Source organism: Cellulomonas sp. P5_C5 (genome assembly GCF_054049655.1).
Window position 1 is genome coordinate 145,509 of record NZ_JBFULY010000005.1, and the last position, 17,737, is coordinate 163,245.

The 17,737-nt window shown below is 72.7% G+C and carries 16 protein-coding genes; 2 read left to right on the forward strand and 14 right to left on the reverse strand.

Annotation, left to right across the window (positions count from 1 at the left end; translation table 11 throughout):
- Positions 1 to 4: 4 nt before the first annotated feature.
- The 13 genes from ACXJKF_RS06770 to arsM form a co-directional block, all read right to left on the reverse strand.
- Positions 5 to 730 carry a VIT1/CCC1 transporter family protein gene (locus ACXJKF_RS06770; protein WP_456786964.1) on the reverse strand — a complete coding sequence of 242 codons (726 nt, stop codon included), beginning with the start codon at positions 728 to 730 and terminating at the stop codon, positions 5 to 7.
- Between the two features lie 196 nt (positions 731 to 926).
- Positions 927 to 1,493, reverse strand: a complete 567-nt coding sequence (locus ACXJKF_RS06775) for an NADPH-dependent FMN reductase (protein ID WP_456786965.1) — start codon at positions 1,491 to 1,493, stop codon at positions 927 to 929.
- Between the two features lie 404 nt (positions 1,494 to 1,897).
- Positions 1,898 to 4,264, reverse strand: a complete 2,367-nt coding sequence (locus ACXJKF_RS06780) for a sulfatase-like hydrolase/transferase (RefSeq protein WP_456786966.1) — start codon at positions 4,262 to 4,264, stop codon at positions 1,898 to 1,900.
- Between the two features lie 67 nt (positions 4,265 to 4,331).
- Positions 4,332 to 5,348, reverse strand: a complete 1,017-nt coding sequence (locus ACXJKF_RS06785; RefSeq protein ID WP_456786967.1) for a formylglycine-generating enzyme family protein — start codon at positions 5,346 to 5,348, stop codon at positions 4,332 to 4,334.
- 38 nt (positions 5,349 to 5,386) lie between these two features.
- Entirely contained in the window at positions 5,387 to 6,073 is a 687-nt protein-coding gene (locus ACXJKF_RS06790; RefSeq protein WP_456786968.1) for a response regulator, read from the reverse strand.
- Positions 6,073 to 8,595: a DUF4118 domain-containing protein gene (locus ACXJKF_RS06795; protein ID WP_456786969.1), complete on the reverse strand. Its 2,523-nt coding sequence runs from the start codon at positions 8,593 to 8,595 to the stop codon at positions 6,073 to 6,075. The genes ACXJKF_RS06790 and ACXJKF_RS06795 overlap by 1 nt, the downstream gene beginning before the upstream one ends.
- A complete protein-coding gene (gene kdpC, locus ACXJKF_RS06800; RefSeq protein ID WP_456786970.1) occupies positions 8,592 to 9,233 on the reverse strand; it encodes a potassium-transporting ATPase subunit KdpC in 642 nt (213 codons plus the stop codon). The genes ACXJKF_RS06795 and kdpC overlap by 4 nt, the downstream gene beginning before the upstream one ends.
- Positions 9,233 to 11,314, reverse strand: a complete 2,082-nt coding sequence (kdpB, locus tag ACXJKF_RS06805; RefSeq protein ID WP_456786971.1) for a potassium-transporting ATPase subunit KdpB — start codon at positions 11,312 to 11,314, stop codon at positions 9,233 to 9,235. Before kdpB ends, kdpC begins: the two co-directional genes overlap by 1 nt.
- Positions 11,311 to 12,975, reverse strand: a complete 1,665-nt coding sequence (gene kdpA / locus ACXJKF_RS06810; RefSeq protein WP_456786972.1) for a potassium-transporting ATPase subunit KdpA — start codon at positions 12,973 to 12,975, stop codon at positions 11,311 to 11,313. The genes kdpB and kdpA overlap by 4 nt, the downstream gene beginning before the upstream one ends.
- Entirely contained in the window at positions 12,972 to 13,064 is a 93-nt protein-coding gene (locus ACXJKF_RS06815) for a potassium-transporting ATPase subunit F (RefSeq protein ID WP_175346430.1), read from the reverse strand. Before ACXJKF_RS06815 ends, kdpA begins: the two co-directional genes overlap by 4 nt.
- Positions 13,065 to 13,392: 328 nt before the next feature.
- Positions 13,393 to 14,775, reverse strand: a complete 1,383-nt coding sequence (locus tag ACXJKF_RS06820) for an FAD-dependent oxidoreductase (protein WP_456786973.1) — start codon at positions 14,773 to 14,775, stop codon at positions 13,393 to 13,395.
- Positions 14,776 to 14,800: 25 nt separating this feature from the next.
- Positions 14,801 to 14,995, reverse strand: coding sequence for a hypothetical protein (locus ACXJKF_RS06825; protein ID WP_456786974.1), 195 nt, complete (start codon positions 14,993 to 14,995; stop codon positions 14,801 to 14,803).
- A complete protein-coding gene (arsM, locus tag ACXJKF_RS06830) occupies positions 14,995 to 15,735 on the reverse strand; it encodes an arsenite methyltransferase (RefSeq protein ID WP_456786975.1) in 741 nt (246 codons plus the stop codon). Before arsM ends, ACXJKF_RS06825 begins: the two co-directional genes overlap by 1 nt.
- Before the next feature lie 110 nt (positions 15,736 to 15,845).
- Here arsM and ACXJKF_RS06835 point away from each other — a divergent pair, with 110 nt between their 5' ends.
- Together ACXJKF_RS06835 and ACXJKF_RS06840 are read left to right on the forward strand one after the other, a co-directional pair.
- A complete protein-coding gene (locus ACXJKF_RS06835) occupies positions 15,846 to 16,211 on the forward strand; it encodes an ArsR/SmtB family transcription factor (protein ID WP_456786976.1) in 366 nt (121 codons plus the stop codon).
- 5 nt (positions 16,212 to 16,216) lie between these two features.
- The gene (locus ACXJKF_RS06840; RefSeq protein ID WP_456787035.1) at positions 16,217 to 16,720 is read left to right on the forward strand and encodes an N-acetyltransferase family protein; all 504 of its coding nucleotides are present in this window, start codon (positions 16,217 to 16,219) and stop codon (positions 16,718 to 16,720) included.
- A 10-nt stretch (positions 16,721 to 16,730) separates the two neighbouring features.
- On the opposite strand, the gene ACXJKF_RS06845 is transcribed toward ACXJKF_RS06840, so the two are convergent.
- Positions 16,731 to 17,717: an aldo/keto reductase gene (locus ACXJKF_RS06845; protein ID WP_456786977.1), complete on the reverse strand. Its 987-nt coding sequence runs from the start codon at positions 17,715 to 17,717 to the stop codon at positions 16,731 to 16,733.
- Positions 17,718 to 17,737: the final 20 nt, after the last annotated feature.

The window sequence follows — 17,737 nt, forward strand, 5'->3', positions numbered from 1 at the left end:
CCCCCTACAGACCGGACACGCCGAGAAGGCGGCCGACGGCGTAGGTGACGATCATCGCCACGGCGCCCCCGACGACCAGGCGCACGACCGCCGGCAGCCGACGCGCACCGCCGAGACGTGCGCTGATACCGCCGGTGACGGCCAGTGCGACAAGGACCGCGGCGAACGTCACCGCGACCCGGACGGACGCCGGCGCGAGCGAGACCGCCAGCAACGGCAGGACCGCTCCGGCGGTGAAGGAGATGCCCGACGAGATCGCCGCGTGCACGGGGTTCGTCAGCGCACGCGGGTCGAGCCCGAGCTCGACGTCGAGATGAGCGGCCAGCGGATCGCGGGCGGTCAGCTCCGCAGCCACGAGGCGTGCGGTACCGCGCGAGAGACCTTTGGACTCGTACATCCCGACGAGCTCGTCCAGCTCGCCGTCGGGATCGTCCTCGACGTCCCGACGTTCCTGCTCGATCAGGGCCCGTTCCGCGTCGCGCTGGCTGCTCACCGACACGTACTCACCGAGCGCCATCGACACCGCACCCGCCACCAGCCCGGCGATGCCTGCCACGAGGATCGGCCCGATCTGCGTCGTCGCCCCGGCGACCCCGACGACCAGGCCCGCGGTCGAGATGATCCCGTCGTTCGCGCCGAGCACGCCGGCGCGGAGCCAGTTCAGCCGCGCGGCGTCCCGACCCCGGCCGGTGTCGACCGGTCGGGCCGTCGGTCTCCCGAGGTCGGCCATGAGCTCGACGCTAGGCCGCACGGCGCCGCGGCGCCACGAAGGTGTGGCTGGCCTCTCCGCAGCGGGCCCGACGCCCGGCGCTTCCTGGGTGGCGGACGTCAGGCGGTCGCGGCGGCTAGCCGGCCGGCGAGTCGGCGCCGTCGCGTCCGCAGACACCCTCCAGCACCGCGGTCGCGTGCCCGGTCTTCGCCAGGTGCTACCTCGGCAGCACGGTCAGGACTCGGACGACGTGCTCGCGGAACTCGGCCATGAACGCGGTCAGGAACTGCTTGGTGGACTCCACGAGCACCTCGCCGTCCTCCGAGAACAGGTCTGGTCTCCACGTCAGGTACGCCTCGGGTGCGGTCATCTGCCGGGCGTTGACGAAGCTCAGCACTGCGCGCAGGCTCTGCTGCGCCATCGCGGTGCCGATCGCGCCGATCGAGATCCCGATGACGCCGGCCGGGATGTGGTCGAAGGAGTTCTGACCCCACGGCCGTGACGCCCAGTCGATGGCGTTCTTGAGGGCGCCGGGGATCGACCGGTTGAACTCCGGCGTGACGAGCAGGAGCGCCTGGACGCCGCCGATCGCGTCCTTGAGCGCCTGGGCCTCAGGCGGGAAGTTCTCGTCGTAGTCCTGGCTGTACAGCGGCAGGTCCCGGATCGGGATCTCGCTGAACTCCAGGTCGTCCGGCGCCAGCCGGATCAATGCCGTCGCGAGGGTGCGGTTGATCGACGTCGAGGACAGGCTGCCCACGAAGTACCCGACCTTGTACGTAGCCACGAGTCACCAGCCTTGGTGGTGGCGCGTCGCGCACGGTCGCCCTGACAGCGCGAACGCGGTCCGGCGACCGGGCGCCGGCGTCGCCGATCATGTGCGTGGACGCCCTGCGCCTGTGCGGGTCTGGCCAGCGGAGGTGTGACCAGCGGAGAGCGGAGGTCGAGGGCCCGACTGCCTGAACGTGGACGGTCGGCGCCCCGACGATGCGTTGCGGACGGTGTCGAGCCTACGTGCGAGCGTGCCCCTCGGCCATGGCAGGTGCCGACGTTCTCGGCGGTCACGATCGCCGCGCTCGAGCCTCTCGACCCGGGCACGTGCTGCAGTGCCCGCGGACGTCCGCGCCTCGCGGACGCTCGTCGAGACCGCGGCCCCGGCGCCGTGCCCGTCACGACGCTCTGCCGACCCCGCTACTGCCGGGCCATGGCGATGCGCAGGCGTTCCTCGGGGTCGATGACGTGGTCGTGGTCGTCGGTGCCGACATCCAGCTGGACCCAGTGGATCTTCCCCGTGAAGCGGCTGGTCCGGGAGTCGTAGCCCGAGCTCACGGAGGTGCCGGACTCGTAGCCGACGTCGGTGGTCTCGTCGGCGGAGAAGATCATCGGCTGCGTCGCCGCGACGCGGCCCGTGCCCACCTGCGTGCCGTCGTGGAAGAGGGCCACGTCGCCGCCCTTGGCCAGGCCGCCGCCGTCGTACGCGAACTCCATGCGCAGCTGGTGCTTGCCGGACGGCACCGGCTCGTCCGCGGTGACGGTGAACTCCTGGATCCCGAGGAGGTTGTACGTGTACGTCAGGCGACCCCGGTCGACCCACACGCTCCAGCCGCCGAACCGCCCGCCCTGCGCGATGAGCACCCCGTGCACGTCCGGCCCGGGGACGTCGACCTCGGCCGTGATCGAGTACGAGCGGTTCTTCATGCTCACGACGCTGTTCTCCGACAGTCGGCCCATGCCGGCGAAGAAGAGCTGGGACGTGCCGCGCAGGAGCGTCGGCCGCCCGGCCATCGACGGTTCGAGCCGCTCGGACGTGCGGTCGTCGATGGGCAGCACGTTGTACTTCGTGGCCTCGATCAGCCAGAGGCGCTGCAGCTTGGCGAGCAGGTCCGGGCGCTCGGCGGCCAGGTCGTGGGCCTGGCTGAAGTCGACGGAGCCGTCGTAGAGCTCCCACACGTCGTCGTCGAACGCCGGCACCGTGCCGCCGACCATGATCCAGGGCGTGCGGTGCTTGGTGACCGCGCTCCACCCGCGGTGGTAGATCCCGCGGTTGCCGAACATCTCGAAGTACTGCAGGTCGTGGCGTTCCGGGCTGTCCGGCTGGTCGAACGTGTACAGCATGCTCGTGCCCTCCATGGGCGACTGCTGCACACCGTTGACCATCGCCGGCTCGGGCAGCCCGGCGGCCTCCAGGACGGTGGGGGCCACGTCGATGACGTGCGTGAACTGGGAGCGCAGCCCGCCCTTCTCGGCGATCCCGCCGGGCCAGTGCACGATCGTCCCGTTGCGGGTGCCGCCCCAGTGCGACGCGATCTGCTTGGTCCACTGCAGGGGCGAGTTCATCGCCCAGGACCAGCCGACCGCGTAGTGGTTGTACGAGGACGGCGAGCCGAGCTCGTCGAGCTTGCCGGCCAGGAACTCGGGCGTCTCGAGGGCGGCCATGCCGTTGAAGTTCGCCATCTCGTTGAACGCGCCGTTGAGGGTGCCCTCGGCCGACGCACCGTTGTCGCCGATGATGTAGTAGACGAGCGTGTCGTCGAGGATCCCGAGGTCGTCCAGGGTGTCGACGATCCGGCCGACGTGGTGGTCGACGTGCTCGAGGAACCCGGCGTAGACCTCCATCTGGCGGGCCAGCACGGGCTTGAGCTCGTCGGGCATGTCCTCCCAGGACGGGATCTCGTCGTGACGGGGGGTCAGCTCGGCGTCCTGCGGGATCACCCCGAGCTCCATCTGCCGGGCGAACGTCCGCTCGCGCTGCACGTCCCACCCGTCGTCGAACACCCCGGCGTACTTGTCCGCCCACTCCTTGGGGACGTGGTGCGGGGCGTGCGTCGCGCCCGGCGCGAAGTAGACGAAGAACGGCTTGTCCGGCATGAGGGCCTTCTGCTGCCGGATCCAGCCCACCGCCCGGTCCGCCAGGTCCTCCGTGAGGTGGTAGCCCTCCTCGGCCGTCGCGGGCGGCTCGACCGGCGTCGTCCCCTCGTACAGCGCCGGGTCCCACTGGTTGTTCTCGCCACCGATGAACCCGTAGAACGTCTCGAAACCTCCCCCGCCGGACGGCCAGGCGTCGAACGGGCCCATCGGCGACGACTGCCAGACGGGCACCTCGTGGCACTTGCCGAACTGCGCCGTCGAGTACCCGTTGAGCTTGAGGGTCATGGCGAGCGGCGCCTTCGTGTTCGGCCGCACCGAGCTGTTGCCGGGCGCCGAGGTCGCCGTCTCGGTGATGCTGCCCATGCCGACCGAGTGGTGGTTGCGGCCGGTCAGCAGCGCCTGCCGCGTCGGGGCGCACAGCGCGGTCGTGTGGAAGCGGTTGAAGCGCAGCCCGTCGCTCGCCAGCCGTTCGGCCGTCGGCGTGCTGCACGGGCCCCCGAACGCGCTCGACGCGCCGAAGCCGACGTCGTCGAGGAGGACGACGACGACGTTCGGTGCGCCCGGCGGCGGCAGGAGCGGCTCGATCGGCGGGAACGCCGTGTCCGGGTCCTTCGCGTCGTACGTCGTCAGCGTCGGCGCCGGCCGGTCCGGGATCGGCAGCATGGTGCGGGCGTGGCTGTCGGGGCGCATCGGGTCCTCCGTCCGGACACGGGCATATCGCCCGCCTTCCTCGACACTAGGGGCCCCCGACCCGACATCACCAGGCCGCGTCGGCGGCGCACCGGAACCCGACGTTGCCGGCCGAGGAGTCCGGGGCGTTCGAGCTGCGCGAGTCGACCCGGTACCGGAAGCAGTACGACTCGTGGCACAGGTACGACCCACCCCGCATGACCCGCGCCGAGCCCTGGTCCGGTCCCGTCGGGTCGGAGCCTGCCGACGATCCGTAGGTGTCCACGGCGAACCAGTCCTGGCACCACTCCCACACGTTGCCCGTGGTGTTGTGCAGGCCGAGGTCGTTGGGCGCGAACGCGGCCGCCGGGGCCGTGCCCAGGTAGCCGTCCTCGACGGTGTTCCGCGCCGGGAACTCCCCCTGCCACACGTTCATCCGGTGCTCGCCGCCGGGCTCCCGCTCGTGCCCCCACGGGTAGTGCGCGCCCGCACGGCCGCCCCGCGCCGCGCGCTCCCACTCGGCCTCCGTCGGCAGCCGCAGCCCGGCCCACGAGGCGAACGCGGTGGCGTCCGACCAGCTCACGTGGACGACCGGATGGTCGGCCCGGTCGACCACGTCGGAGTGCGACCCCTCGGGGTGCCGCCAGTCGGCACCCTCGACCTGACGCCACCAGGGGGTGGCGGCGACCCCGCGGGTCGGCGGGAAGTCGTCGGGCAGCAGACCCGCGAAGACGAACGACCACCCGTAGACCTCGGCCTCGGTCCGGTAGCCCGTCGCGCCGACGAAGCCGGCGAACTGGGCGTTGGTCACGGTCGTCCGCATCATCCGGAACGGTCGCAGCGCGACGACGTGGGCCGGGCCCTCGCCGTCGGACGCATAGCCGTCAGGCCCGTCGTGACCCATGACGAACTCGCCACCGAGGACGTCGACCAGGTCCGCGACGACGGAGGCGCGCAGGGACGCCGCCGCGTCCCGGCCGAGAGTGGGGACGCCGAGCGTCAGGGGTGCCGGGTCGTGGACGGCGCCGGGCGCGCAGCACGCATCGTCGGTGGTCACGACGCCATCCTCCTCGCGAGGCTCCCCGCCGCGCGTCGAGCCCGTCATTCCTCGTCGGCCGTGGCCTGAGCTGCGCACACGGCCCGTCACGGCTCGAAGATGTACCCCATGCCCGGCTGCGTGATGATGTGCCGCGGGTGGGCCGGGTCGTCCTCGAGCTTGCGGCGGAGCAGAGCCGAGTACACGCGCAGGTAGTGGGTCTCGTCGGAGTACCCCGGCCCCCAGACCTCCTGGAGCAGCTGGACCCGGCCGACCAGCCGACCACGGTTGCGGACGAGGACCTCGAGCATCGACCACTCCGTCGGGCTCAGCCGGACCTCGACCCCGTCCCGGAGCACCCGCCGGCGTGCGAGGTCCACGGTCAGGGAACCCGCGGTGACGACCGCGTCGTCGGTGTCGGACGGGACGGACGCCCGCCGGACCGCCGCACGCAGGCGGGCGAGCAGCTCGTTCATGGCGAACGGCTTGGTCACGTAGTCGTCGGCACCGGCGTCGAGGGCGTCGACCTTGTCCTCGCCGTGCTGACGAGCGGACAGGACCACGATCGGCACGTGGCTCCAGCCGCGGATCGCGGTGATGACGTCGAGCCCGCTCATGTCCGGCAGGCCGAGGTCGAGCAGCACGACGTCGGGTGCGTGCGACGCCGCCGCCGAGATCGCCGAGGCGCCGTCGCCGGCGGTCGTGACCTCCCAGCCGGTGGCGCGCAGCGTGATCGACAGGGCGTGCGCGAGCCCGGGCTCGTCGTCGACGACCAGGATCCTGTTGCCGGCCATCAGGCCACCGTCTCCGCGAGCGGGACCGTCACCAGCATCGTGAGACCCCCGCCTGGGGTGTCCTCGACGCTCAGCTCGGCGCCGACGGCGGTCGCGAGCCCGTCCGCGACGGCGAGCCCGAGGCCGAGGCCCGTGCCGCTGGTGTCTCCGAGTCGCTGGAACGCGGCGAACATGTGCTCCTTGACGTCGTCGGGCACGCCGGGCCCGTCGTCGACCACCCGCACGACGACGTCGTTGCCGACGACCGCCGACCCCACGACGACCGGGCTGCCCGGCGTCGCGTGCCGCACTGCGTTGGAGACCAGGTTGGCGACGACGCGCTCCAGGAGGCCCGGGTCGGTGTGCACGAGAGGCAGATCGTCCGGGACGTCGAGCACGACTGCGCCGGGCGGGTATCCCTCGATCGCGAACGGCACGATCTCGTCGATGCTCGTCGCCCGCAGCACGGGTCGGACGCTACCGGTCTGCAGCCGTGACAGGTCGAGCAAGTTGTCGATGAGGCGTTCCAGCCGGGCCGTGGACTCCTCGAGGGTGCCGACGAGGGCCGCCCGATCGGCGTCGCCGAGGTCGAGGTCCGTGGACGTCAGCCCGTCGACCGAGGCGCGGATGGTCGCCAGCGGCGTGCGCAGGTCGTGCGAGACGGCAGCCAGCAGGGCGGTGCGGGTGGCGTCCGCCTGGCCGAGGATGCGCGCCTGCTCCGCCTGGGCGCGCAGCCGCTCCTGCTCCAGCACGATCCCGACCTGCGACGCGAAGGCCTCGAGCACCCGGCGGTCGCTCGCGGGCAGCACCCGACCGGTCAGGGCGAGCACCCGCTCGTCGTCGACCACGAGCACCACCTGGGCCGCGTCGGGGTCCAGGGCGGGGTCGACGCCGTCCGTCGCCAGGACCTCCCACCCGGCACCGCTCCTCGCGAGCAGGGAGACCGCCTCGAGCGTGAACGTCTCGCGCAGCCGGGCGACGAGTGCAGCAGCGGTGTCCTCGCCCGACAGGACCGACCGGGAGATCGCGGCCAGGGCGGACGCCTCGGCGCGCGCGCGGAACGCCTCGGTCGTCCGCCGGGCGGCCAGGTCCACCACGGAGGCGACCCCTGCCGCCACCAGCAGGAACACTCCCAGCGCGAGCGCGTTCTCGGGTTCGGCGATGGTGAGCTTCCCGGTGGGGAGCGTGAAGAACCAGTTGAGCAGCAGGAAGCCGACGACCGCGCTGACGATGGCCGGCCAGAGTCCGCCGACGAGCGCGACCAGGACGGTGAGCGCGAGGAAGAGCATGAGGTCGGTCGGCAGGCTGACGAGGTCACCCATCACCGAGAGCAGAAGCGTGAGCAGGACGGGCCCGAGCAGGGCGACCACCCAGCCGGCGGTCCGCCGCGGCCCCGACAACGCGGAGCCGCGGCCGGTCCGGCGACGGCCGGCCCGGGCCCGCTCGTGGGTCACCAGGTGGACGTCGATCATGCCGGCCAGGCGGGCGATCTCGGTGCCGTTGCTCTCCCGGACGGCCTCCCGCCAGCGACTGCGTCGGGACACGCCGACGACGATCATCGTGGCGTTCACCCCGCGCGCGAAGTCGACGACGGCGCTCGGGACGTCCTCCCCCACGACGGTGTGGAACGTCCCGCCGAGCGACTCCACCAGCGCGCGCTGCTCCGCGATCCGCGCGGGCGGCGCGCTCGGCAGACCGTCCGTGGCCAGCACGTGCACGGCCTGGAGCTCCGAGCCTGCGGCGCGCTGGGCGATCCGCGCTCCGCGCCGCAGGAGCGTGTCCCCCTCCGGTCCGCCCGTGACCGCGACGACGACGCGCTCGCGTGCCGGCCACGGCGACTCGATCCGGTGGTCGCGCCGGTAGGTGGTCAGCGCGTCGTCGACCCGGTCCGCCAGCCACAGCAGGGCGAGCTCGCGCAGCGCGGTGAGGTTGCCGACGCGGAAGTACTGCGTCAGGGAGGCGTCGATCTGCTCGGCCCGGTACACGTTGCCGTGCGCGAGCCGCCGCCGCAGGGCCTCCGGCGCGAGGTCGACGAGCTGGATCTGGTCCGCGTCGCGCACGACGTGGTCGGGCACCGTCTCGCGCTGCTTGACGCCGGTGATCGCCTCGACGTCGTCGTTCAGCGACTCCAGGTGCTGCACGTTCACGGTGGTCACCACGTCGATGCCGGCCGCGAGGAGGTCGTGCACGTCCTGCCACCTCTTGGCGTGCACGCTGCCGGGCACGTTCGTGTGCGCGAGCTCGTCGATCATCACCACCTGCGGCGCCCGGGCGAGCACCGCGGGCACGTCCAGCTCCGTGAACTCGCTCCCGCGATGGGTCAGGACCTGGCGCGGCAGGACCTCGAGGCCCTCGAGGAGCGCCGCCGTCGCGAGCCGGCCGTGGTCTTCGACGAAGCCGACCACCACGTCGGTCCCGCGGGACAGCCGGCGGTGGGCCTCGTCGAGCATCGCGTACGTCTTCCCGACGCCGGGGGCGGCGCCGAGGTAGACGGTCAGCCGGCCACGGCGCGGGCCGGCGCCGCCCTCGTCGGGTCGGATCATGTGCCCATTGTCTGCAGTGCGAGGTTCAGTCGGAGCACGTTCACCCGGGGCTCGCCGAGGACGCCGAGATCGCGACCGACGGTGGCGTCGTCCACGAGTGCGCGGACCTCGTCCTGCGAGAGCCCCCGCTCCCGCGCGACACGAGCGACCTGGAGCTCCGCGTACGCCGGCGACACGTCCGGGTCGAGCCCGGATCCTGACGCCGTGAGCGCGTCGACGGGGACGTCCTGCGGCTCGACGCCCTCCGCGTCCGCCACGGCGGTCCGTCGCTCCTCGACGGCGGCCAGGAGATCGTCGTTGAGCGGGCCCAGGTTCGACCCGGCGGACGCGAGGGTGTCGTAGCCGTCGCCGGCGGCCGACGGCCGCGGATGGAACCACTCAGGACCGTCGAACGCCTGCCCGATCAGCAGAGAGCCCGCGGCGTCGTCGCGCGACGTCACGCGCTCCCCCGTCGACGAGACGAGCGATCCCTGCGCCTGCCACGGGAACGCGACCTGCGCGATGCCGGTGACCGCGAGGGGGTAGGCGAACCCGAGCACCAGCGTGAGCACGAGCAGCACCCGCAGACCGGCCCAGGTCTGGCGGACGAAGGCGACGGTGTCGGACCCTGCGGAGTGGTGCGGGCGGATCGTGGTCATCAGGACATCCCCAGGGCAGTGACGAGCAGGTCGATGAGCTTGATCCCGAGGAACGGGGCGATGACGCCGCCGAGCCCGTAGACCAGGAGGTTGCGGCGCAGCAGGGCGCTGGCCGACGACGGCGTGTACCGCACGCCACGCAGGGCGAGCGGGAGCAACGCCACGATGATCAGCGCGTTGAAGATGACGGCCGAGAGGATGGCCGACTGCGGGCTGGTCAGGTGCATGACGTTCAGCACGCCGAGCTGCGGGAACGCGACGACGAACATCGCCGGCAGGATCGCGAAGTACTTGGCGACGTCGTTCGCCACCGAGAAGGTCGTCAGGGCCCCGCGCGTGATGAGCAGCTGCTTGCCGATCTCGACGATCTCCAGCAGCTTGGTCGGGTTCGAGTCGAGGTCGACCATGTTGCCGGCCTCCTTCGCGGCGGTCGTCCCGGTGTTCATCGCGACGCCGACGTCGGCCTGGGCGAGCGCGGGGGCGTCGTTCGTGCCGTCGCCAGCCATCGCGACGAGCCGTCCGCCCTCCTGCTCACGCCGGATCAGCGCGAGCTTGTCCTCGGGCGTCGCCTCGGCGAGCACGTCGTCCACCCCGGCCTCGAGCCCGATCGCCCTGGCCGTCAGCGGGTTGTCGCCCGTGACCATGACCGTCCGGATGCCCATCGCCCGCAGGGCATCGAACCGTTCGCGCATGCCCTCCTTCACGACGTCCTTGAGGTGGATGACCCCCAGGACGCGCGCCGGACCGTCGTCGTGCTGTTCTGCGACGACGAGCGGGGTACCGCCCGACGCGGAGATCGCGTCGACCGTCGCCGCGACGTCGTCGCCCGCGTGGCCGCCCGTGGACCGGACCCAGTGGGTGACCGCGGCGGCGGCGCCCTTGCGGACCGACCGTGCGGGTCGGTCCGCCGCGGCGGGCAGGTCGACGCCGCTCATCCGGGTCCGCGCCTGGAACGGCACCAGCTCGGCGCCGACGAGGTCTCCCTCGGGCCGCTCGCGGAGCCCGAACCGCTCCTTGACCAGCACCAGCACCGAGCGCCCCTCCGGGGTCTCGTCGGCCATCGACGAGAGCTGGGCGGCGTCCGCGAGGAGCGCGGGGTCGATCCCGGCCGCGGGGATCAGGTCCGCGGCCTGCCGGTTGCCGAGCGTGATCGTGCCCGTCTTGTCGAGGAGCAGCACGTCGACGTCGCCCGCGGCCTCGACCGCGCGACCGGACATCGCGAGCACGTTGCGGCGCACGAGCCGGTCCATGCCCGCGATGCCGATCGCGGACAGCAGGGCGCCGATGGTGGTCGGGATGAGGCAGACCAGGAGCGCGACCAGCACGATCAGGGTCTGCGGCGCGCCCGAGTACACCGCGAACGGCTGCAGGGTGACGACCGCCAGCAGGAACACGATCGTCAGCGTGGTGAGCAGCACGTTGAGCGCCACCTCGTTCGGCGTCTTCTGCCGCTCCGAGCCCTCGACCAGCGCGATCATCCGGTCGACGAAGGTGTGACCAGCAGGTGCGGTGATCCGCACGACGATCCGGTCGGACAGGACCACCGTGCCGCCCGTGACGGCGGACCGGTCTCCCCCGGACTCCCGGATGACCGGTGCCGACTCGCCCGTGATCGCGGACTCGTCGACGCTCGCGACGCCCTCGATCACGTCGCCGTCGCCGGGGATGGTCTCCCCCGCGACGACGACCACGACGTCGCCGACCTGCAGCGACGACGAGGGCACCTCGGCGGTGCTGGATCCCACGACCTTGCGGGCCGTCGTCTCCCGCTGCGTGGCCCGCAGGCTCGCCGCCTGCGCCTTGCCGCGCCCCTCGGCCACGGACTCCGCGAGCGTCGCGAAGACGACCGTGAGCCACAGCCAGACGGTGATCGACCACGCGAACGCGCTCGGCTCGGCGACCGCGAGGACCGTCGTGAACGCCGCGCCGACCTCCACGACGAACATGACAGGCGAGTCCCAGAGCCGGCGGGGATCCAGCCCCCGCAGGGCGCCGGGCAGGGCCGTGGCGAGCTGCCCCGGGGACAACGTCGTCGGGGCGGCGGCGACCGGGCGCGGCTTCTCGAGAAGGGTGGTGCTCATGACAGGGACTCCACGACGGGACCGAGGGACAGGACAGGGACGAACGTGAGGCCGACGACCACGAGGGTCACGGTCACCAGGAGGCCGACGAACAGCGGCGTGTGGGTCGGCAGCGTGCCGGCACCCTCGGGTACCTTCCGCTGGCTGGCGAACCGGCCGGCAAGTGCCAGCACGAGCGCGATCGGCACGAACCGGCCGACCAGCATCGCCAGGCCCAGCAACGTGTTGTAGAACGGCGTGCCCACGGTCAGGCCCGCGAACGCGGAGCCGTTGTTGTTCCCGGCGGACGCGAAGGCGTAGACGATCTCCGAGAGGCCGTGCGGACCACCCTGGAGCTGCCCGGCAAGACCTGCGGGGACCGAGATCGCGATCGCGGAGCCGATCAGCACGACCGCGGGCATCGTCAGGACGTACAGCGCGACGAGCGTGATCTCCTGCCGGCCGATCTTCTTGCCCAGGTACTCGGGCGTCCGCCCGACCATCAGCCCGGCCAGGAACACCGCGACGATGATCAGCACGACCATGCCGTAGAGCCCGCTGCCGACGCCGCCCGGCGACACCTCACCGAGCAGCATCCCGACGAGGGCGACACCGCCGCCCTGCGCGGTCAGCGAGTCGTGCATCGAGTTGACGGCACCGGTCGAGGTCATCGTCGTCGAGGCCGCGAACAGCGCGGACGCGGCCTCGCCGAAGCGGACCTCCTTGCCCTCCATCGCGCCTCCGGCGGCAGCGGGCACCAGCCCGGGACCAGCCATCTCCGCCCAGGTGAGCAGGCCGACGGCGGCGATCCACAGCGTCGCCATCGCGGCGAGGATGGCCCAGCCCTGGCGGCGGTCGCCGACGATCCGGCCGAACGTGCGGGGCAGGCTGAACGGGATGAGCAGCAGCAGGACGACCTCGAGGGCATTGGTCCACGGGGTCGGGTTCTCGAACGGGTGGGCGGAGTTGGCGTTGAAGAACCCACCGCCGTTGGTTCCGAGCTCCTTGATGGCCTCCTGGGAGGCGACCGGCCCGCCGAGCACGGACTGCGTGCCGCCGGCCAGAGTCCCGATCTCGGTGTGGGCGCTCAGGTTCTGGATGACGCCGGCGGCGACGAGCACGAGGGCCGCGACGAACGCGATCGGCAGCAGCACCCGGACGGTCACCCGGACGAGGTCCGCCCAGAAGTTGCCGACGCGGGAGTCGGTCCCGTGCCGCGCGAACCCGCGGGCCAGCGCCGCGACGACGGAGATGCCGACCGCGGCGGACACGAAGTTCTGCACAGCGAGCCCGGCCATCTGGTAGAGGTGACCGGCGGCCGCCTCACCCGAGTACCACTGCCAGTTGGTGTTGGTGACGAACGAGACCGCCGTGTTCCACGCGCCCGCCGGGTCCAGCGGGGCCATCCCGATGTCGAGGGGCAGCCTGTCCTGCAGCCGGCCGAGGCCGAACAGGACCAGGACGGAGGCCAGCGAGAACCCGAGCACGGACAGCAGGTAGGTGCTCCAGCGCTGCTCGGCGTCGGGGTCGACGCGCATGACGCGGTACCCGACGCGCTCCACGGCGAGGTGCTTCGGCGAGGTCAGCACCCGGAAGATGTAGTCACCCAGGGGACGGTGCGCGACGGCGAGGACCAGGACGACGATCCCGATCTGGCCTATCGCGGTCCACGTGGCGCTCATCGGACCTTGTCCGAACGCAGCAGCTGGACCACCAGGTACACGAGGAGCGCACCGGCCACGACCAGACCGGTGATGTCCAGGCCGCTCATGTTCGGTCCGCCCGGCGGGCGAGCAGCGCGACGGTGGCGAAGAACACCACGGTCAGCGCGAGGAAGGCCAGATCGGCCATGGGTCTCACAGCGCTTTCGACGACGGTCGGCAGCGCCGTCGGAGGGCTGCCGACGGCCCTCTCACCAGGGCCGCACCCGCAGGTCTACGCCCGCCTCCGGGGGTGGACGGCCGGTGTTGACGGAACCTTGACGCAGGCGCCCGATGCCTTAGCGCAACGTTGTCGGGCCGGGCCCGTCCACCGGTCGTGGGCGGGGGCCGGCGAGCCCGCGCACTGGGGTGACAGCGCGGCCGCCGGTCCGGGTGGCGTCACAGGTCGCCGCTGCGTCCGTGCAGCACCCCGGACCGGAAGCCGAGCACCGGTGCTGCCAGGGAGGCGACGACCGGACCGGAGGCCGTGCCGCAGCACGCCGCGTCCTCGCTGCCGACGGCGGTGTCCGTCGAGCAGACCCCGGTCGCGGGCAGCTCGAGTCGGACCTCGTCGGCGGACGTGCGGTCACCGGCGAGCGCCGCCGCGACGGAGCGGACCTGCTCGTAGCCGGTGGCGAGCAGGAACGTCGGCGCGCGGCCGTAGCTCTTCATCCCGACCAGGTAGAACCCCGCATCGGGATGGGCCAGCACGCTCTCGCCGTGCGGCGGGACCGTCCCGCACGAGTGCAGGTTGGGGTCGATGAGCGGCGCGAGCCGGCGCGGTGCCTCGACCACCGGGTCGAGGTCGAGGCGGATCTCGCGCAGCAGGTCGAGGTCGGGCCGGAAGCCCGTGGCGTCCACGACCGCGTCCACGTCGAGCCCGATCGGCTCGTCGCGGGAGGTCCCCGAGACGTGCACGGTGTCGCCGCCGGGCGCGAGGCGATCGATCGACACCCGCGTCAGGAGCGTCAGCGCACCGGCGTCGACCGCGTCGCGCAGGCGGCTGCCGAGCAGACCCCGGGCGGGCAGCTCGTCGTCCGCGCCCCCGCCGAACAGCCGGCGGGCCGATCCTCCGCGGATCGCCCAGGTGATGGTCGTCCCGGGTTCGTCGCGCGCGAGGTCGACGAGGGCCAGCAGGCTGGTGGCGGCGGAGTGGCCCATGCCGAGGACCAGGGTGTGCCGGCCGGCGAACCGGGCGCGGTCGGCACCGCGGACGTCGGGCAGCGGTCCGGTGAGGTAGGTCTGCGCCTCGGCCTCGCCGACGGCAGGCAGCCCTCCGGAACCGACCGGGTTGCGGTGCCCGAACGTCCCGGAGGCGTCCAGGACCGCGGCCGCGACGACGTCCCGGACCTCGCCGTCCGACGTGAGCGTCCTGACGCGGTACGGGCGGCGCTCGCGGCCGAGGGACTGCGTCCGGTCGGCTCCGTCCCGCGAGACCCCGAGGACACGCGTGCCGGTCCGGATGTGCGCGGCGATCGGCGTCGCGGTGGCCAGCGGGGACAGGTAGCGCTCGACGAGGTCGGCCCCGGTGGGCAGGTCGTCGGGGTCGGGGGCGGTCCAGCCCGTCGCGTCGAGCAGCCGACGGGCGGCGGCGTCGATCGCGTACCGCCACGGGGAGAACAGGCGGACGTGGCCCCACGACGCGACCGCGGCCGCGACGGTGTCACCCTGTTCCAGGACGAGGGGTTCGAGACCGCGCTCGCGCAGGTGCGCGGCGGCGGCGAGACCGACCGGGCCGGCGCCGATCACGACGACGGGCAGGTCGGGATGCTGGGTGGTCATGCGGTTCCTTCGGTCGGGGTGGGACTCAGGCGGGGCAGCACACGGGTGCCGGACGGGGAGCGGGCCATGCGGCCCGGAGCCCGGCGACGAGCCGCGGGAGCCGCGGAGGTGGGGCGGTCCTCGCGGCCGCGCGCTCCTCGGCGACGAGCCGCCGGCGCAACCTCGTGTCGAGCTCGCGCTCGCGCTGCTGGTGGACGACGTAGTACAGGTCGGGGTGCATCAGACCTCACTGCCGGGCTTGCGGGCGCGGACGACGGCGCCGTGCATGCCGTCCGCGACCTGGTGCGTGAAGGTGACGTCCGCGTCGACGAACCCGGCGTCGGCCAGGCCGGTGAGGTACTCGGCGCGGGACAGGGCGCCGGCGATGCAGCCGACGTAGGAGCCGCGCTCGGCGCGCTGCTCGGGTGTGAGGTGGTCCTCGGCGACGACGTCGGAGATGCCGACCCGGCCGCCGTCGGTGAGCACCCGGAACACCTCGCCCAGGACCGCGGACTTGTCGGGCGAGAGGTTGACGACGCAGTTCGAGATGACGACGTCGACCGAGCCGTCCGCGAACGGCAGCTCCTCGATGGTGCCCTTGCGGAACTCGACGTTCGTCGCGCCCGCCTTCGCCGCGTTCGCCCGTGCCAGCTCGAGCATCTCGTCGGTCATGTCGACGCCGTACGCGAACCCGGTGGGTCCCACGCGGCGGGCCGACAGCAGCACGTCGATGCCGCCTCCCGATCCGAGGTCGAGCACCCGCTCCCCCGCGGCGAGCTCCGCGACCGTGAGGGGGTTGCCGCAGCCGAGCGACGCCGTGACCGCCTCGACGGGCAGGCCGGCGACGTCCGTCGCGTCGTAGAGCGCCTGACCGAAGCTGTCGTCGGTGGGGCCGCACGACCCGCCGCAGCACCCCTCGTTCGCCGGCTGCACTGCGGCGAGGGCGTAGCGCTGACGGACCTGCTCGCGGACGTCGTCCATGGTGTCTCCTCAGATATCGATGTGTGTCGATGCGTTGAGAGGGACTCTGCACCCACACATCCATGGGTGTCAATATCGACAGTCGTCAATCTCCACTGCATACTTGCCACATGCCTCTGGACCTGCTGCCCGTCTCGACGCCCGCCGCGTGCTGCACCCCTGCCACCAGCGCGGCGATCAGCGAGCAGGACGCCGTCCAGCTCGCCCGCACGCTCAAGGCGCTCGCGGACCCCGCGCGGCTGCGGCTGCTGTCCCTCATCGCGGCGCAGGACGGCGCGGAGGCCTGCGTCTGCGACCTCATCGAGCCCGTCGGCCTGAGCCAGCCGACCGTGTCGCACCATCTGAAGGTGCTCACCGACGCCGGGCTGATCACCCGGGACAAGCGCGGCGTGTGGGCCTACTTCGCGCTCGTGCCCGGCGCGCTCGAGCAGGTGACCCGCCACCTCGGTACCCACCTGACCAGGAGCGTCGCGTGACCGGGGTGCACCTCGCCCCGCTGGCCGCCGAGCACTGGGCGGACGTCGAGCGCATCTACGCCGCCGGCATCGCGACCGGGCACGCCACCTTCGAGGCGGCACCGCCGACGTGGGACGCGTTCGACGCCGGCAAGGTGCGCGAGCACCGGTTCGTCGCGCTCGACGACGACGGGCGGGTCCTCGGCTGGGCTGCCGCGTCGGCGGTGTCCGACCGGTGCGTGTACGCCGGGGTGATCGAGCACTCCGTCTACGTCGACCCGGCGGCGCACGGGCGCGGCGTCGGCCGGGCGCTGCTCGACGCGCTGCTCGGCTCCGCGCAGGCCGGGGGTGTGTGGACCGTGCAGTCCGGCATCTTCCCGGAGAACTCCGCGAGCATCGCCCTGCACACCGCGGCCGGGTTCCGCGTGGTCGGCACCCGCGAGCGGCTCGGCCGCATGACCTACGGACCGCTGGCAGGACGGTGGCGAGACGTCGTCCTCATGGAACGACGCCTCGCCACCGACGCCTGACGGGCGACCGTCAGGCCTCGTCGAGCCGCGTGCGCAGCTCGTCGTCGAGCACGAGGTCGAGCGCACCCAGCGACTCGTCGAGCTGCGCGACCGTGTGGGCGCCGACGATGGGGATGACCGGCGTCGGCCCACCGAGCAGCCACGCGAGCGCGACCTGGTTCGCCGTGGCGCCCACCTCGCGCGCCACCTCGCCCAGCACCTCGACCCGGCGTCGGCTGCTCGGGTGGTCCGCACCGCCGAACAGCGACTTGTCGGCGCGCGTGTACGCGCCCTGGTGCAGCGGCGAGTAGACGGTCACGGCGAGCGGCGGGCGTCCGTCGACCCCCGTGGACGCGGCGTAGTCGAGCAGGTCCCCGGACACCCAGTTGGACCGGAACGGCGTCGGGCTCGGGTAGACGTAGCCGCCCTGCTGCTGGACGAGCCCGTACGGCTCGACACCCAGCCGGGCGGCGGTCTCCCGCGCCTCGACGACGCGCCACGTGGTGACGTTGGAGATCCCCGGCACGCCCACCACCCCGTCGGCCACGAGCTTGCCGAAGGCGCCGACGGTCTCCTCCAGGGCCGTGTCGCGGTCGTCGACGTGCCCGTAGAGGACGTCGAGCCGGTCGACGCCCAGGTGACGCAGGCTCGTGGCGGCCTCGCGGTGGATCGTCTCGGCGGCCAGGCCCTGGTAGTTCGTCGGCGGCGTGCCCGACAGCGGCAGCGCCGGGTCCTTCTTGGCGGCCCCGCACTTGGTCGCGATGCGGACGCGGTCCCGCAGCCCGCGCGACGCCAGCCAGGCGCCGATGACGTCCTCGCTCTCGTGGCCGTGGCCGCCCGCGTCCCAGGCGTTGTAGTTGTTCGCGGTGTCGAGGAACGTGCCGCCGGCGTCGACGAAGCGGTCGAGGACGTCGAAGGCCGTCTCGCGCGGGGTGTGCGTGCCGAAGCGCATGGTGCCCAGGCACAGGACGCTGACGTCGGTGGAGGTGGGGCCGGAGCCGATGGTGCGCTGCTGCATGGTGTTCTCCTCGTCGATCT

Coding starts and splice junctions, on each gene's coding strand:
- ACXJKF_RS06770 (WP_456786964.1), bottom strand. CDS start 730: ATGGCCGACCTCGGGAGACCGACGGCCCGACCGGTCGACACCGGCCGG.
- ACXJKF_RS06780 (WP_456786966.1), bottom strand. CDS start 4,264: ATGCGCCCCGACAGCCACGCCCGCACCATGCTGCCGATCCCGGACCGG.
- ACXJKF_RS06785 (WP_456786967.1), bottom strand. CDS start 5,348: ATGACGGGCTCGACGCGCGGCGGGGAGCCTCGCGAGGAGGATGGCGTC.
- ACXJKF_RS06790 (WP_456786968.1), bottom strand. CDS start 6,073: ATGGCCGGCAACAGGATCCTGGTCGTCGACGACGAGCCCGGGCTCGCG.
- ACXJKF_RS06795 (WP_456786969.1), bottom strand. CDS start 8,595: ATGATCCGACCCGACGAGGGCGGCGCCGGCCCGCGCCGTGGCCGGCTG.
- kdpC (WP_456786970.1), bottom strand. CDS start 9,233: ATGACCACGATCCGCCCGCACCACTCCGCAGGGTCCGACACCGTCGCC.
- kdpB (WP_456786971.1), bottom strand. CDS start 11,314: ATGAGCACCACCCTTCTCGAGAAGCCGCGCCCGGTCGCCGCCGCCCCG.
- kdpA (WP_456786972.1), bottom strand. CDS start 12,975: ATGAGCGCCACGTGGACCGCGATAGGCCAGATCGGGATCGTCGTCCTG.
- ACXJKF_RS06815 (WP_175346430.1), bottom strand. CDS start 13,064: ATGAGCGGCCTGGACATCACCGGTCTGGTCGTGGCCGGTGCGCTCCTC.
- ACXJKF_RS06820 (WP_456786973.1), bottom strand. CDS start 14,775: ATGACCACCCAGCATCCCGACCTGCCCGTCGTCGTGATCGGCGCCGGC.
- ACXJKF_RS06825 (WP_456786974.1), bottom strand. CDS start 14,995: ATGCACCCCGACCTGTACTACGTCGTCCACCAGCAGCGCGAGCGCGAG.
- arsM (WP_456786975.1), bottom strand. CDS start 15,735: ATGGACGACGTCCGCGAGCAGGTCCGTCAGCGCTACGCCCTCGCCGCA.
- ACXJKF_RS06835 (WP_456786976.1), top strand. CDS start 15,846: ATGCCTCTGGACCTGCTGCCCGTCTCGACGCCCGCCGCGTGCTGCACC.
- ACXJKF_RS06845 (WP_456786977.1), bottom strand. CDS start 17,717: ATGCAGCAGCGCACCATCGGCTCCGGCCCCACCTCCACCGACGTCAGC.